We start from the raw sequence: 15,103 nt of genomic DNA, 5'->3' as shown, positions 1-15,103 counted from the left end.
AAAGCCTCCCTGGTGGAGGCTTTTTTTATACGCGTCATCCTTCAAGTTGTCTCTGTATTGGCTGCATTCGCTCTTTTGCAGCGTTGATACAACTTGAATGATTTTGCGTATATACGAGCGACTAGTGAATATCGCAACATAACGAGGAAAACCATGTCACATCTCGCAGAGCTGGTTGCCAGTGCAACGGCCGCCATTAACCAGGCTTCAGATGTTGCCGCGTTAGACAATGTCCGCGTCGAATATTTGGGCAAGAAAGGGCACCTGACCCTTCAGATGACAACCCTGCGCGAGCTGCCACCGGAAGAGCGCCCGGCAGCAGGTGCGGTAATCAATGAAGCCAAAGAGCAGGTACAGCAAGCGCTGAACGCGCGTAAAGCCGAATTAGAAAGTGCCGCGCTGAACGCGCGCCTGGCTGAAGAAACTATCGATATCTCCCTGCCGGGACGCCGTATCGAAAATGGTGGACTCCACCCGGTAACGCGTACTATCGACCGTATTGAAAGTTTCTTCGGTGAGCTGGGCTTTACCGTGGCGACTGGTCCGGAAATCGAAGATGACTATCACAACTTCGATGCGCTGAACATTCCTGGCCATCACCCGGCGCGCGCTGACCACGACACTTTCTGGTTTGATGCAACGCGTCTGCTGCGCACACAGACTTCCGGCGTGCAGATCCGCACCATGAAGGAAAAACAGCCGCCGATCCGTATTATCGCCCCGGGCCGCGTTTATCGTAACGACTACGATCAGACGCACACCCCGATGTTCCATCAGATGGAAGGCCTGATCGTTGATACCAATATCAACTTCACCAACCTGAAAGGTACGCTGCACGATTTCCTGCGCAACTTCTTTGAAGAAGACCTGCAGGTTCGTTTCCGTCCTTCTTACTTCCCGTTCACTGAACCTTCTGCGGAAGTTGACGTCATGGGCAAAAACGGAAAATGGCTGGAAGTACTGGGCTGCGGCATGGTTCACCCGAACGTGCTGCGTAACGTCGGTATCGATCCAGAAATCTACTCCGGTTTTGCCTTCGGAATGGGGATGGAGCGTCTGACCATGCTGCGTTATGGCGTTACCGATCTGCGTTCTTTCTTCGAAAACGATCTGCGTTTCCTCAAACAGTTTAAATAAAGGCAGGGTAATACAATGAAATTCAGTGAACTGTGGTTACGCGAATGGGTTAACCCGGCGATTGATAGCGATGCGCTGTCAAACCAAATTACGATGGCGGGTCTGGAAGTTGACGGTGTGGAACCTGTTTCCGGCGCGTTCAACGGCGTTGTGGTGGGTGAAGTGGTTGAATGTGGCCAGCACCCGAACGCTGACAAACTGCGTGTCACCAAAGTGAATGTAGGCGGCGACCGTCTGCTGGATATCGTCTGCGGTGCGCCAAACTGCCGTCAGGGGCTGAAAGTGGCCGTGGCAACCGTGGGTGCCGTTCTGCCGGGCGATTTCAAAATCAAAGCCGCAAAACTGCGCGGTGAGCCGTCTGAAGGTATGCTGTGCTCATTCTCTGAGCTGGGTATTTCCGACGATCATAACGGGATTATCGAACTGCCTGCCGATGCGCCAATTGGCACCGATATCCGTGAATACCTTAAGCTTGACGACAACACTATCGAAATTAGCGTCACGCCGAACCGCGCCGACTGCTTAGGCATTATCGGTGTCGCACGTGATGTTGCTGTGCTGAACAAAGCTCCGCTGGTTGAGCCGGAAATCGCGCCTGTAGTGGCAACCATTAGCGACGTCCTGCCGATTCAGGTCGAAGCCGTAGAAGCCTGCCCTCGCTATCTGGGCCGCGTGGTTAAAGGCATCAATGTTAAAGCGCCGACACCGCTGTGGATGAAAGAAAAACTGCGTCGTTGCGGTATTCGTTCAATCGATGCCGTGGTTGACGTGACTAACTATGTGCTGCTCGAACTGGGCCAGCCGATGCACGCATTCGACAAAGACCGCATTGAAGGCGGAATTGTTGTCCGTATGGCAAAAGAGGGTGAAACCCTGGTATTGCTGGATGGCAGCGAAGCGAAGCTGAATGCGGATACGCTGGTGATTGCGGATCATAACAAAGCGCTGGCGATGGGCGGCATCTTTGGTGGCGAACATTCCGGCGTGAATGATGAAACGCAAAACGTCCTGCTGGAATGTGCATTCTTCAGCCCGCTGTCTATTACCGGTCGCGCACGTCGTCACGGTCTGCACACCGATGCTTCTCACCGCTATGAGCGTGGTGTTGATCCGGCTCTGCAACATAAGGCCATGGAACGTGCAACGCGCCTGTTGATCGATATCTGCGGTGGCGAAGCGGGTCCAGTCATTGACGTGACGAACGAAGACACGCTGCCAAAACGCGCAACCATTACGCTTCGTCGTAGCAAACTGGATCGTCTGATCGGACACCATATTGCGGATGAGCAGGTGAGCGACATTCTGCGTCGTCTGGGTTGTAACGTGACGGAAGGGCAGGATGAGTGGAAGGCTGTCGCGCCGAGCTGGCGTTTCGATATGGAAATTGAAGAAGACCTGGTCGAAGAAGTCGCCCGCGTATACGGTTATGACAATATCCCGAATACCCCAATTCAGGCGGGTCTTATCATGGGTACGCATCGTGAGGCGGATTTATCGCTGAAACGTGTTAAAACCATGCTGAATGACAAAGGCTACCAGGAAGTTATTACCTACAGTTTTGTTGATCCTAAAGTCCAGTCGCTGTTGCATCCGGGTGAAGAAGCGCTGCTGCTGCCAAGCCCAATCTCTATTGATATGTCGGCTATGCGTTTGTCCCTGTGGACCGGCTTGCTGTCTACGGTAGTGTATAACCAGAACCGTCAGCAGAACCGTGTGCGTATTTTTGAAACAGGTTTGCGTTTTGTACCGGATACGCAGGCTAACCTCGGGATCCGTCAGGATCTGATGCTGGCGGGCGTTATCTGCGGCAACCGTCATGATGAACACTGGAATCTGGCGAAAGAGACGGTTGATTTCTATGATCTGAAGGGCGATCTGGAAGCGGTTCTCGACCTGACAGGCAAACTGGCGGACATCCAGTTCAAAGCTGAAGCGAATCCAGCCCTGCATCCGGGTCAGTCTGCGGCGATTTATCTGAAAGGTGAACGTATTGGTTTCATTGGGGTTGTTCATCCTGAACTGGAACGTAAACTGGATCTGAACGGTCGCACTCTGGTGTTCGAACTGGAGTGGAATAAGCTCGCAGACCGCATGGTGCCTCAGGCGCGTGAAGTTTCTCGCTTCCCGGCGAACCGCCGTGACATCGCCGTTGTTGTGGCAGAAAACGTTCCCGCAGCGGATATTTTATCCGAATGTAAGAAAGTTGGCGTAAATCAGGTAGTTGGCGTAAACTTGTTTGACGTGTACCGCGGTAAGGGTGTTGCGGAGGGTTATAAGAGCCTCGCTATCAGCCTGATCCTTCAGGATACCAGCCGTACACTTGAAGAAGAGGAGATTGCCGCTACCGTCGCCAAATGTGTAGAGGCATTAAAAGAGCGATTCCAGGCATCATTGAGGGATTGAACCTATGGCGCTTACAAAAGCTGAAATGTCAGAATATCTGTTTGATAAGCTTGGGCTTAGCAAGCGGGATGCCAAAGAACTGGTCGAGCTGTTTTTCGAAGAGATCCGTCGTGCTCTGGAAAACGGTGAGCAGGTAAAACTCTCTGGTTTTGGTAACTTCGATCTGCGTGATAAGAATCAACGTCCGGGACGTAACCCGAAAACGGGCGAAGATATTCCCATTACAGCACGGCGCGTGGTGACCTTCAGACCCGGGCAGAAGTTAAAAAGCCGGGTTGAAAACGCAACGCCCAAAGAAGAGTGATTTAACGATACGCAAAGTATGACGCGTATAACTAAAAAGGCCGCTATGCGGCCTTTTTCCTTTTCACTACTGAATCAGCACCGTAGAATCTCCCCATCTTTTTTCAGCAGAATGGAAAACATGCTGACTTTCGCCCATCAACAGCAGCGACGAAACGTGCGCTGGATACTGTCTCTGTCAGTGCTGATGCTGCTGGCAACCATGATAAGTTTATGCGCAGGAGAACAGTGGATTGCTCCCGGCGATTGGTTTAGCGCTCGCGGCGATCTGTTCGTCTGGCAAATTCGACTGCCCCGTACACTTGCCGTATTGCTGGTAGGCGCCGCACTGGCCCTGGCTGGCGCGGTGATGCAGGCGCTGTTTGAAAACCCGCTCGCGGAGCCTGGTTTACTCGGCGTGTCTAATGGCGCGGGGGTAGGGCTTATTGCGGCTGTGCTGTTGGGGCAAGGGCGATTGCCCGGCTGGGCATTGGGCCTATGCGCCATTGCTGGCGCGCTGATTATCACCCTCATTCTTCTTCGTTTTGCCCGCCGACATTTATCGACCAGTCGTTTGCTGTTGGCCGGCGTGGCGCTGGGGATTATCTGCAGCGCGCTGATGACCTGGGCTATCTATTTTTCCACCTCTTTTGATCTTCGACAGTTGATGTACTGGATGATGGGGGGATTCGGCGGCGTAGACTGGCATCAGGCCTGGCTCATGGTGGCATTGATTCCGGTGCTGGTGTGGATCTGCTGTCAGTCGCAGCCGATGAATATGCTGGCGCTGGGGGAAACCTCCGCGCGCCAACTGGGGCTGCCTTTATGGTTCTGGCGCAACTTGCTGGTGGTTGCAACGGGATGGATGGTTGGCGTGAGCGTGGCGCTGGCAGGGGCAATTGGTTTTATCGGGCTGGTAATCCCTCATATTATGCGACTGTGTGGATTAACCGATCACCGCGTTTTACTCCCTGGGTGTGCGCTGGCGGGGGCAATTGCACTACTGTTTGCTGATGTTGTCGCACGTCTGGTACTGGCATCGGCTGAATTACCCATTGGCGTGGTGACGGCCACGATGGGCGCACCGGTATTTATCTGGTTATTGTTAAAAGCTGCGCGCTAGAAAGCGCAGGTTCGGTCTATGCTTAAAAGCTGAACAGGGTCATCCCACTATTCACCTGTTGTTCTGGAGATGCTATGCAAAACACGCTTTTTAATACGGAAGTGACAACCATCGACGGCGAGGCGACCTCATTGCAGGCGTATGCCGGAAATGTACTGTTAATCGTCAACGTAGCCTCAAAATGTGGGTTAACGCCGCAGTATGAGCAACTGGAAAACCTGCAGAAAACATGGCATGGGCAGGGTTTCACCGTTCTGGGATTCCCCTGCAACCAGTTTCTGGGGCAGGAGCCCGGCAGTGAAGACGAGATTAAGACGTATTGCAGCACAACCTGGGGCGTTACCTTCCCGATGTTCAGTAAGATTGATGTCAATGGCGAAGCCCGCCATCCGTTGTATCAGAAGCTGATTGATGCGGCACCCACTGCGGTTGCACCTGCAGATAGCGGATTTTATGCGCGTATGGCGAGTAAAGGCCGGGCACCGCTCTACCCGGACGATATTCTGTGGAACTTCGAGAAGTTCTTAGTCGGTCGGGATGGACAGGTGCTGCAGCGTTATTCACCTGATATGACGCCTGAGGACCCGGTTCTTGTACACGCTATAAAGACTGCATTGGCCAACTAATGTCCCGATTAATGCTGCTACAGGATGTTGCGGAATCGACCCGACTCGGCCCGCTATCTGGTGAAATTAAAGCAGGAGAGATCCTGCATTTAGTGGGCCCCAACGGCGCGGGGAAAAGTACGTTGTTGGCGCGAATGGCGGGACTGACGACCGGAGAGGGGTGCATCACCTTTGGTGATACACCGCTCGGTGATTGGCCGGCAGCGAAGCTGGCGCAATATCGTGCTTATCTTGCGCAACAGCAAAATCCGCCTTTTGCGATGCCGGTCTGGCATTTTCTGACGCTGCATCAGCCTGATAAAGCGCGAACAGACCTGCTGCAGGAGGTGGCTGATGCGCTTGGGCTGGGAGATAAACTAGGATGTGGTGTTAATCAGCTTTCAGGGGGGGAATGGCAACGTGTGCGTCTGGCGGCCGTCATCCTGCAAATGAGCCCCCAGTCTAATCCGCATGGGCAACTTTTGTTGCTGGATGAGCCGATGAATAGCCTGGACGTGGCGCAACAAAACGCGCTGGACAGATTGTTGAGCCAGCTGTGTCTGCAGGGAATCGCCATTGTGATGAGCAGTCATGATCTTAACCATACGCTACGCCATGCGCACAAGGCGTGGTTGCTCAAGCGCGGAAAGCTGCTGGCGAGCGGTGCGCGTGATGTGGTGCTAACGCCAGCCAATCTGTCGTTAGCCTACGGTGTAAATTTCCGTCGCCTGGATATTGAAGGCCACAGAATGCTCATATCAACCACTTAAGTTAAATGGGTTCTTGAAAATCACATAATTTCCACGCTAAATTGACACAAAAATAAAAATCAGAGGATTCGTCCTGAATGCGCTTTTGGCTCCTTTTCATCACAGCATTGTTTTTGGCGGGGTGCAGCAGCCATCGTGCTCCTGCGCCAAATGCCCGACTGTCGGACTCTATCGCCGTTATCGCAGGTCTTAACGATCAGTTGCAAACCTGGCATGGTACTCCCTATCGCTATGGCGGTATGAGCCGTAGCGGGGTGGATTGTTCGGGATTTGTGTTGATGACAATGCGTGACAAATTCGATCTGCAACTCCCGCGCGACACGCGTACGCAATCAAAGATTGGTACTGAGATCGATAAAGATGATTTGCTACCCGGCGATCTGGTTTTCTTTAAAACGGGTTCCGGTGAAAGTGGTCTGCATGTCGGGATTTACGATACCAATAATCAATTTATCCATGCTTCAACCAGTCGCGGAGTGATGCGTTCTTCGCTGGATAACGTCTACTGGCGTAAAAACTTTTGGCAGGCGCGCCGAATTTAATCATTGCGGGTGACGAGATCGGCTCGCGGCTTTCTCGTCATCCGCATTTTAAATGTCAACTTTCACTTCTGCTGTTTGTCGGTCTATAACCCTGAACATTAAGAGCGTATCTTGCTAAAAATATGATTTATCCCGAGATATTAAAAAGTGCAAGGCTGGATATTCGTTTATAATCAGGATAAGCTAAAAAAAAAGGATTCGATTTACTGGCTAAAAAGGGAAAAATGAAAGGGCCTCAATTTGTATCAGCAGCAACGTATTTTTCCATCCTTTGCTACAGGATGCCGGATTACACCCATGCAGAGGGGCTGGCACAATGATTGTTTCACTGGATTATCTTTATCATTCAGAGTTCTCTTTTCTTCCTGCACGAAGTGAAAAAGGTGACCTTGAGTTCGTCGATATTGTTACAAACTTTGTCAGCCCGGATGGCGACGTACACATGCCAACAGAGCTGGTTATGCCCCGGATGTCAGACGACGAGCAATGCCGCTTATTTGCCGAGAAGCTGGAATTAATCGAAACGTGCCAACACTTTTTTATTCAACGCAAAATTCCGGCCTGGATTAATTTAACGCCAGCGGTCGCTAATACTTTATTATCAGACGCTGAATATGCTTCACGTGTTGAACGATTTTCATTTATTGAACTGACGATTAATGAAAGTTATCCAGAGTTAAACAGTGGCAAAGAAAATCCCACACTGGCGGCTCTGGCTGCGCGATTCCCATTAATACTGACAAACTACGGTGCCGGGGGCATATCCACGCGGGCAATTTTTGATGGTCTTTTCAAACGGGTCGTGCTGGATAAAAACTTTGTTCAACAACGGATTACACATATTTCGTTTGAGCCGTTTATGCGGGCTATTCTGGCGCAATTATCTCCCTGCTGCGAATCAATCATCATTAGCGGTATTGATACACAAGAGATGCTGACGCGGGTATTACCTTTGGGATTTAGCGCGATGCAAGGGGGACTGTGGCCGGCGGTATCACCGGCAAAGATTATTTCACTGGTAAAATGATAACCCTTTTATTTGCTGGTGTTTAACAGGCTATTAACAGTCTACACTAGAGACAGGAGGCCCTATGACCCTGTCTTTTACTACGCGCTGGCGTGATGAATTACCAGCAACCTATACCGCTCTTTCGCCCACCCCCCTGAAAAACGCGCGCATCATCTGGCATAACGATGCTCTGGCTGCGCAATTGGGTATTCCAGCTGCGTTGTTTGATGTTTCTGATGGGGCAGGTGTATGGGGGGGCGAATCGCTATTACCTGGGATGTCGCCTTTGGCGCAAGTTTATAGCGGGCACCAGTTCGGTGTTTGGGCAGGTCAGCTTGGCGATGGCCGCGGGATCCTGCTGGGCGAACAACAACTTGCGGATGGTTCAACATTTGACTGGCATCTGAAAGGCGCTGGATTAACGCCTTATTCCCGCATGGGGGATGGGCGCGCTGTGCTGCGCTCGACGATTAGAGAGAGCCTGGCCAGTGAAGCCATGCATTATTTGGGGATACCTACAACCCGGGCCTTGTCGATTGTCACCAGCGAGACTCCGGTGCAGCGAGAGACCACTGAAGCAGGCGCGATGCTCATTCGCGTGGCACAAAGCCATATGCGTTTTGGCCATTTTGAGCACTTTTATTATCGTCGTGAACCGGAAAAAGTACGTCAGCTTGCTGACTTTGCGATCCGTCATTACTGGCCACAATGGCAGGAAGAGGCAAATAAGTATCAGTTGTGGTTTACGGATGTTGTTACGCGTACCGCGACGTTAATGGCCGACTGGCAAGCCGTAGGCTTTGCGCATGGGGTGATGAACACGGACAACATGTCGATTCTTGGTCTGACGATGGATTATGGTCCCTTCGGTTTCCTTGATGATTACGTGCCAGATTTTGTCTGCAACCACTCCGATCATCAGGGGCGCTATAGTTTTGATAATCAGCCTGCTGCAGCTTTGTGGAACCTACAACGTCTGGCGCAGACGCTGTCGCCATTCATCCCGGTTGATGTGCTCAATGATGCGCTGGACGGTTATCAACTGGCCTTGCTAACCCGCTATGGGCAACGAATGCGGCAAAAACTGGGTTTCTTTAGTGAGCAGAAAAACGATAACGAAATCCTTAGCGAACTGTTTAGCCTGATGGCGCGGGAAGGTAGCGACTATACGCGAACGTTCCGCATGCTCAGCCAAACTGAGCAACACAGCACCTTGTCCCCACTGCGCGATGAGTTTATTGACCGTGCGGCATTTGACGACTGGTTCACTCGTTACCGCACGCGCCTGCAACAAGACAATGTGGCTGACGTAGTCAGACAAGCGCAGATGAAGACGGAGAATCCGGCTATGGTGCTACGTAACTGGCTGGCACAGCGGGCAATTAGCCAGGCAGAGCAGGGTGATTATACCGAACTACATCGGTTACACGCTGCGTTACGTACGCCGTTTATCGATCGGGATGATGATTATATCAGCCGTCCACCTGACTGGGGCAAACGGCTGGAGGTGAGCTGTTCGAGCTAAGGCGCGAGAAAAACTTGTGGGGATGCGTTGGCCGGGTGTTGGCCAACGTGAACCTGAGCACCGTACCAGCGTATCAGATCATCAGCCTGTAACACGGCGTCGGGCGTCCCTTGAGACACAATGCTTCCTTGATGGAGCAGTATGATCCGGTCAGCCCACAGTGCTGCCAGATTGAGATCGTGAAGGATGATGCAAACATGCAATTCTCCTGAAGCGGTGAGTGTCTTTAGTAATCTCAGCAGATGTTGCTGATGGTACAGATCTAACGCTGACGTCGGTTCGTCGAGAAATAGCCAACCGCGAGGTCCGGCGTTGCACCACAATTGTGCCAGCGCACGGGCTAACTGAACGCGTTGTTGTTCGCCACCGGAAAGCGCGGCGTATTGCTTGCCCGCCAACGGTGTGCAGCCGGTGACTGCCATTACCTGTGCGATAAGCTCGTGCTCGGGATGTTGGGACCAGGGGGCACGGCCCATCGCGATAACGGCTTCTGTCTGCCAGTCAAAACCTACCTGCGTTTGCTGACGCATAACCGCGCGATGGCGTGACAGCGACTGCGTACTCCAGTCAGCCAGTGATTTGCCATCTAACAAACAGCGTCCGGCAGTCGGTTTAAGAAAGCCGGTCAACAGACGTAGCAGGGTGGATTTTCCCGCACCATTCGGCCCGATTAACGCGACCAGTTCACCTTTAGCGAGTTTGAGCGATACGTCGTCAATTACTGAGCGATAAGCAAGGCGATAGTGAAGTCCTTCGGCAATAAAATGTTCAGCCATGCGCTCCTCGCTGACGAAAAATAAGCCATAAAAACCACGGTGCGCCGAGAAGACTGGTCAACAGACCGACCGGCATTTCCGCAGGCGCAACTGCGGTGCGGGAGAGAGTATCGGCAATCAGTAGTAAAAATGCGCCAGCCAGAACGGAACCGGGGATCACGGCCCGATGGTCTGATCCGAGCCACATACGCATTAAATGCGGAACAACCAAACCGATGAACCCAATGACTCCGCTGACCGCTACAGCAGCGGCCACGAGTAATGCGCTGCACAACAACAAAATACGTTGGATCATCCGAACATCAACGCCGAGATAATGCGCCTCCTCCTCACCCAGTTGTAGCAGGTTCAGCGCCGGAGCCAGACGCCAGATGATCAGCACCGTCGGGATAGTCAGTGACGTGACAGCCAGTAGCGTGGACCACTGCGCGGCTCCCAGACTTCCCATCCCCCACAACGACAACTGGCGCAATTGCGCATCATTACTGACCCACGACAAAACGCCAACCGCCGCCCCGCAGAGTGCGTTGATGGCAATTCCGACCAACAACAGACGCGATAGCGAACCGTCACGCTGTTGGCTGAGGATAAAAATCACCACGGTAGCAGCCAGTGCACCGAGAAATGCCGCCATCATTGGCGCATACAGCATGAGTAACGCGGGTAATGAGACCGGTAACACCACCCACAGGGCGACGGCGCAGGCCGCACCGCTGCTAATACCCAGTAGCCCTGGATCGGCAAGCGGGTTGCGAAACAATCCCTGCATGACGCAACCTGCCAGTGCCAGTGAGCCGCCAATCACCAGCGCCAGCAGAACGCGCGGTAGCCGAATGGTGAGCCAGATTTGACGCAAAGCATCATCTCCGTCCTGCCAGAGCAGGCTTACCGGCAGGCGCAACGCGCCAAAACCGGTCGCCAGTATCGTCATTACACCCAGCATAAAGGCCAGCGTCCATAACGAGCAGGTGATTCGTCGGGCCATCAGGGCAATTGCTCCGCTTTGGCGCGTAGCTGCAAAATGGCCTGTGGCGTGCGAACGCTGAAGCCCAGTAATGCCATATCATCAATCTGCAGTACCTGCTTATTGCGCCCGGCAGGCGTTTGCGCAAGTCCCGGTAGCGCCCACAGGTTATCTTCGCCACCCATCGCCTTAACGCCGTCCTGCGAAATCACCACCAGATCGGGCTGGCTGGCAATGACGCCTTCTTGTGATAACGGCTGGTAACGGCTAAAACCCTGCATTGCGTTACGTAAGCCGGCTGCGCGAATAGCGGCATCAGCCCCCGTATCCTGTCCTGCAGCCATTGCGGTCATTCCACCATGATTGAGAATAAACAGAACGCGTTTATCAAGCTTTGTGGCGGGTAATGCCGCGAGTTCCTGGCGTAATGTGTTGCGCAGGGCTTCGCCTTTAGCCTCCTGGTGTGTCGCCTGCGCAATGACCTGCACTTTCTCATCAATCACGCTAAGCGTATTACTGGCAGGGACCGTGACAACCCTGACGTTGCTGTGTTCGACCTGCTTCAGGGCCAGAGAAGGCTGCGATTGTGCGCTGGCTAGCACCAGAGTAGGGCGGGTAGCCAGGATACCTTCGGCGTTGAGCTGACGTAAATAGCCTACATCGGGTAATTGGGTCGCTTCCTGTGGCCACTGACTGGTGCTGTCACGTGCCACGAGGGATGATTGCGCATCCAGCGCATACACAATTTCGGTGACGTCGCCACCGAGAGCCACAACGCGTTCTTCGTCAGCAGCCAGCGCTGCGATGGGCAGCAGCGCAATCAGGACCAGCAGTTTTTTCATGCGGCCAGTCCTTTTGGCGTTAAGGCATCGATCTGCGCTCGCCATTGTGTTTGCTCTGGTTCCCCTTCCGTACGCTGTCCATAAAGCTGGGCAATTTGCGTGCCATCGGCAGCAAACAGTTCCAGACTGGTGACGTGGCCATCGGCGGTCGGTTTGCGCGTTACCCACGTTTCGGCTACACACTCTTCCAGCAGATGCAGGGTAAAGGTCGGGTTGAAAATATTCAGCCAGCCTTTCATCGGCACCAGTTTTTCTATTACGCCGGTAAAAATCTGTACGCAGCCGCGATTACCCACGAAAACCATAATTTCATTGCCATCCTGGCGCGCGGTATCAAGTAACTGCGCCAGTGCGCTATTAGAAACTTTACAGGCCAGATCGTCGCCCACCAGATTAAATGCCTGTTGACGGGTGAGATCGTGGCGTTTCAGCAGACCGAAGAACTGATGTACATCGGTCATCGCTCGCCACTCTTGATCAACAGTCTGCGCATCGACCGTGATGACGGCTGGCGCAGAAGTGTTGGCAGGTTGCAGTACCAGTGGCGGGTTTTCAGCGAAGATGAAACGGGTCAGCAACGCAGCCCATTCCTCAACGAGGGTATTCTGTGTGGCATAGACTTTCAGCAGCGCATCCCCCTGATGGTCAAAGAACTGAATGCTCTGACGCTCGCCGTGGGCGGTGGTCTCACTGATATGAAAAGCGCTTGCCCACTGATTAAGGAACAGGCGCAGGTCGAGGGCGCGCGGATTAAGAACCAGTCCGGCATGACCGTTCAGGTGTTGATTGGTAAAAGCGCCAACCTGTTCATGCACCGCATATTCGTTACGACAAATGCATTTGGTTTCGCCTACGGCTTCCAGTGCGCCGAGTATTTCGCGGACTTCGCCACGCAAGCGCCAGGCGTCATGGCCGACGCGCGCAAAGGTCAGTTCGGCTTCGCTAATATTCATCAATCCTGCAATGTCGCGTGCGTATTTGCCGGGATTTTCTTTCTTCAGTTCCAGCCAGCGTGTGTAATGATTCATTGTCTCTTCCTTCCAGATTGCTACCCCGGCGAACCGGGGAAAAGTGATTACCACTGATAACTCACGAAAATTTTGCCATTGCGACCATCCTGCGGGATGCCTTGTGGCGACCAATACTCTTTATCAAAAGCGTTGCCCAGCACCAGCGTGGTGGTCATACCTTTCAGTGCCTGTTGGCCCTGATAGCTCACGTAAAAGTCGTTTACGGCATAGCCGGGCTGTTTAGCGTAGCTGCTGCTGATATGCGTGGAGCGGTCCGCAAACGTGCCTATCCAGCCGACTGAGAAACCGCTGTGTGCCACGGGTATGTTCAGTTTGCTGGTGACGGTATCCGGGTTAATGCTGGAAATGTATTCGCCCGTGTCAGTATCTTTGCCGCGTGTGCGGTTATAGGCCATATCGAGACTGAACAGATCGGCGGAGTACTTCGCCATCACGTCCCAGCCCCAGATTTTGGCGTTGGGGACGTTATAGGACATGGTTGTCGCGGCAGCAAAGTCGACGCTGGTGGAGATGTAATCTTTCGCTTTGGTGTCGAAATAGCTGGCTTTAAATTCGAGCGCATCGCTCGCCATCAGCAGATCGTCAAAGCGCAGACCAAATCCGTACTCCTGCGTTTCGTTGGTTTCTGGACGCAGGTTAGGGTTTGGCACCCAGTAGTTAGTGTAGAAACGACCAATCGAGAAGTGTTTCGCATCGTTATACATCTCGCCCATGGTCGGCGCACGGAAGGCCTGAGCGTATGAACCGAACAGCATCAGCCAGTCGGCTGGCGTAACGGTCATTCCTGCGCGGGACGACCATTTGTCGGCATCGACATCCGCGTAACCATCGCTGCTACCGCGATATGAGTCATAGCGTGTACCACCCAGCAATGTTACGGGCAGATCTCGCAGGGTGATTTCATCCTGCAGCCAGCCGGAGCTAAAATCAATTTTTGCCTCAGGGAAACCGGTCGTCGCACCTCCGGGGCGTTGTTCCTGGCGATAGTACTCACCACCGTAAGTTAACAGGTGAGAAGCAAAGGAGTCGGTAAACAACCGGCTGCGGTTATCAATTTTTCCGCCTTTGGTCGTTTGTTTGCGAAACTCATTAGTCGCATCCGGATTCTGGGCATTAATGCGAGCCTCGGACCAGTAAAGGCGAGCATCAGCGTTCAGCCAGTCATTGTCCACAGGGGCGAGCGTGTAGGTCAGTTGCGCATCACGCTGGATGGTTGAACGGTCGGTCATCGGGTTGCTGGTGGCATCCGCCGCGCTGGTTTGTGGGTTCTTAGGTTCACGGGCGTCATTGTTGTAGTAGCGCAACGAGCCTGCCAGCGTCTGGGCGCTGTCAATTTTCCAACTGCCTTTCGCCAGCATATTGTTGATCGCTTCATCGTTTGGCGCTGTAGTGCCGTCGCTCTGGCGCAAATCCCCGCGATCGCGACTCGACCATGCAAGCAGTCCGTCCAGCGTATCGGTGCGCCCAAATGCGCTGGCACCCATACCGAGGCTGTGATCGCCGGTTGCCGCAGTACCGAACACGCGGTAACCGCTGTTTTTACCCGCTTCAAGTAAGTCTTTAGCCTCTGCTGTGTCATAGGCGATTACCCCGCCGAGCGCACCGCTGCCATACAGCAGAGCCGAAGGGCCACGCACCACTTCGATACGTTTAATGAGCGCCGGATCCAGAAATGTACTGTTCAGGTGTCCGGTATCGGTGCCCTGACGAACGCCGTCAACCAGCACCAGAACGCCGCGGCGGTCATAGCCGCGCAGATTGACGTCCTGACCGTTGGTTCGTCCTGTACCATCAAGGGTAAGTCCAGGCACTTTACGTAACAGATCGGCTGCTGAACTGGCGGTCTGGTTTTCCGGGGCGGTCGCATCAATAACGCTGACCATCATCGGCGCTTCAAAGGCATTACGGGCATTGCCGGTGGCGGTGACGGTCATATCTTCGACCGCCGCATACGCGAAAGTGGGCAGGCTACTGACAATCGCCAGCGCCAATAGCGAGGGACGCAGGGATGCAGTGTGCAGGTATGGCATAGCAACTCTCCATTAGGAAATCGAAAGCGCTGGCTGCCTGGGTATCACCTGGGTGGCTGGCGAA

General features: G+C 53.4%; 14 protein-coding genes and 1 other annotated feature (1 of these 15 cut by a window edge). Of the genes, 9 read left to right on the top strand and 5 right to left on the bottom strand.

Annotated elements, in window-relative coordinates:
- Nucleotides 1–29, top strand: a sequence feature (Phe leader region); it begins 96 nt to the left of the window's first position.
- Nucleotides 30–153: 124 nt separating this feature from the next.
- The 9 genes from pheS to selO all read left to right on the top strand — a co-directional run bounded on the left by pheS (nucleotide 154) and on the right by selO (nucleotide 9,396).
- Complete coding sequence (gene pheS, locus SK32_RS06775) at nucleotides 154–1,137, top strand: phenylalanine--tRNA ligase subunit alpha (RefSeq protein ID WP_003832580.1); 984 nt, start codon at nucleotides 154–156, stop codon at nucleotides 1,135–1,137.
- A 15-nt stretch (nucleotides 1,138–1,152) separates the two neighbouring features.
- Entirely contained in the window at nucleotides 1,153–3,540 is a 2,388-nt protein-coding gene (pheT, locus tag SK32_RS06770) for a phenylalanine--tRNA ligase subunit beta (protein WP_048211873.1), read from the top strand.
- A 4-nt stretch (nucleotides 3,541–3,544) separates the two neighbouring features.
- On the top strand, nucleotides 3,545–3,844 hold the full coding sequence (gene ihfA, locus SK32_RS06765; RefSeq protein ID WP_003030571.1) for an integration host factor subunit alpha: 300 nt from the start codon (nucleotides 3,545–3,547) through the stop codon (nucleotides 3,842–3,844).
- A gap of 120 nt (nucleotides 3,845–3,964) precedes the next feature.
- Nucleotides 3,965–4,945 (top strand): vitamin B12 ABC transporter permease BtuC, encoded by a 981-nt coding sequence (gene btuC, locus SK32_RS06760; protein ID WP_048211872.1) that lies wholly within the window; start codon nucleotides 3,965–3,967, stop codon nucleotides 4,943–4,945.
- A gap of 74 nt (nucleotides 4,946–5,019) precedes the next feature.
- Complete coding sequence (locus tag SK32_RS06755) at nucleotides 5,020–5,571, top strand: glutathione peroxidase (RefSeq protein ID WP_048211871.1); 552 nt, start codon at nucleotides 5,020–5,022, stop codon at nucleotides 5,569–5,571.
- Nucleotides 5,571–6,320, top strand: coding sequence for a vitamin B12 ABC transporter ATP-binding protein BtuD (gene btuD, locus SK32_RS06750; protein WP_048211870.1), 750 nt, complete (start codon nucleotides 5,571–5,573; stop codon nucleotides 6,318–6,320). Before SK32_RS06755 ends, btuD begins: the two co-directional genes overlap by 1 nt.
- A gap of 77 nt (nucleotides 6,321–6,397) precedes the next feature.
- A complete protein-coding gene (locus SK32_RS06745; protein WP_003832591.1) occupies nucleotides 6,398–6,862 on the top strand; it encodes an NlpC/P60 family protein in 465 nt (154 codons plus the stop codon).
- A gap of 316 nt (nucleotides 6,863–7,178) precedes the next feature.
- On the top strand, nucleotides 7,179–7,889 hold the full coding sequence (locus SK32_RS06740) for an EAL domain-containing protein (RefSeq protein ID WP_048211869.1): 711 nt from the start codon (nucleotides 7,179–7,181) through the stop codon (nucleotides 7,887–7,889).
- A 64-nt stretch (nucleotides 7,890–7,953) separates the two neighbouring features.
- Nucleotides 7,954–9,396 (top strand): protein adenylyltransferase SelO, encoded by a 1,443-nt coding sequence (gene selO / locus SK32_RS06735; protein WP_048211868.1) that lies wholly within the window; start codon nucleotides 7,954–7,956, stop codon nucleotides 9,394–9,396.
- Here the strand turns inward: selO and SK32_RS06730 are convergent.
- Genes SK32_RS06730 through SK32_RS06710 form a run of 5 tightly spaced genes read right to left on the bottom strand, consistent with a single transcriptional unit; the run spans nucleotide 9,393 to nucleotide 15,039 of the window.
- Nucleotides 9,393–10,172, bottom strand: a complete 780-nt coding sequence (locus SK32_RS06730) for a heme ABC transporter ATP-binding protein (protein WP_048211867.1) — start codon at nucleotides 10,170–10,172, stop codon at nucleotides 9,393–9,395. The two genes, selO and SK32_RS06730, sit on opposite strands and share 4 nt — an antisense overlap.
- Complete coding sequence (locus SK32_RS06725; RefSeq protein WP_048211866.1) at nucleotides 10,165–11,157, bottom strand: FecCD family ABC transporter permease; 993 nt, start codon at nucleotides 11,155–11,157, stop codon at nucleotides 10,165–10,167. Before SK32_RS06725 ends, SK32_RS06730 begins: the two co-directional genes overlap by 8 nt.
- Nucleotides 11,157–11,978 carry a heme/hemin ABC transporter substrate-binding protein gene (locus SK32_RS06720; protein ID WP_048211865.1) on the bottom strand — a complete coding sequence of 274 codons (822 nt, stop codon included), beginning with the start codon at nucleotides 11,976–11,978 and terminating at the stop codon, nucleotides 11,157–11,159. Before SK32_RS06720 ends, SK32_RS06725 begins: the two co-directional genes overlap by 1 nt.
- Nucleotides 11,975–13,006 (bottom strand): hematinate-forming heme oxygenase ChuS, encoded by a 1,032-nt coding sequence (chuS, locus tag SK32_RS06715; protein WP_048211864.1) that lies wholly within the window; start codon nucleotides 13,004–13,006, stop codon nucleotides 11,975–11,977. Before chuS ends, SK32_RS06720 begins: the two co-directional genes overlap by 4 nt.
- A 47-nt stretch (nucleotides 13,007–13,053) precedes the next feature.
- Nucleotides 13,054–15,039: a TonB-dependent hemoglobin/transferrin/lactoferrin family receptor gene (locus tag SK32_RS06710; protein WP_048211863.1), complete on the bottom strand. Its 1,986-nt coding sequence runs from the start codon at nucleotides 15,037–15,039 to the stop codon at nucleotides 13,054–13,056.
- Between the last annotated feature and the right edge of the window lie 64 nt (nucleotides 15,040–15,103).

The sequence above is a fragment of the Citrobacter sp. MGH100 genome, from assembly GCF_001034465.1.
GTDB classification, from domain to species: domain Bacteria; phylum Pseudomonadota; class Gammaproteobacteria; order Enterobacterales; family Enterobacteriaceae; genus Citrobacter; species Citrobacter youngae.
This window is presented reverse-complemented; position numbering and strand designations above follow the sequence as displayed.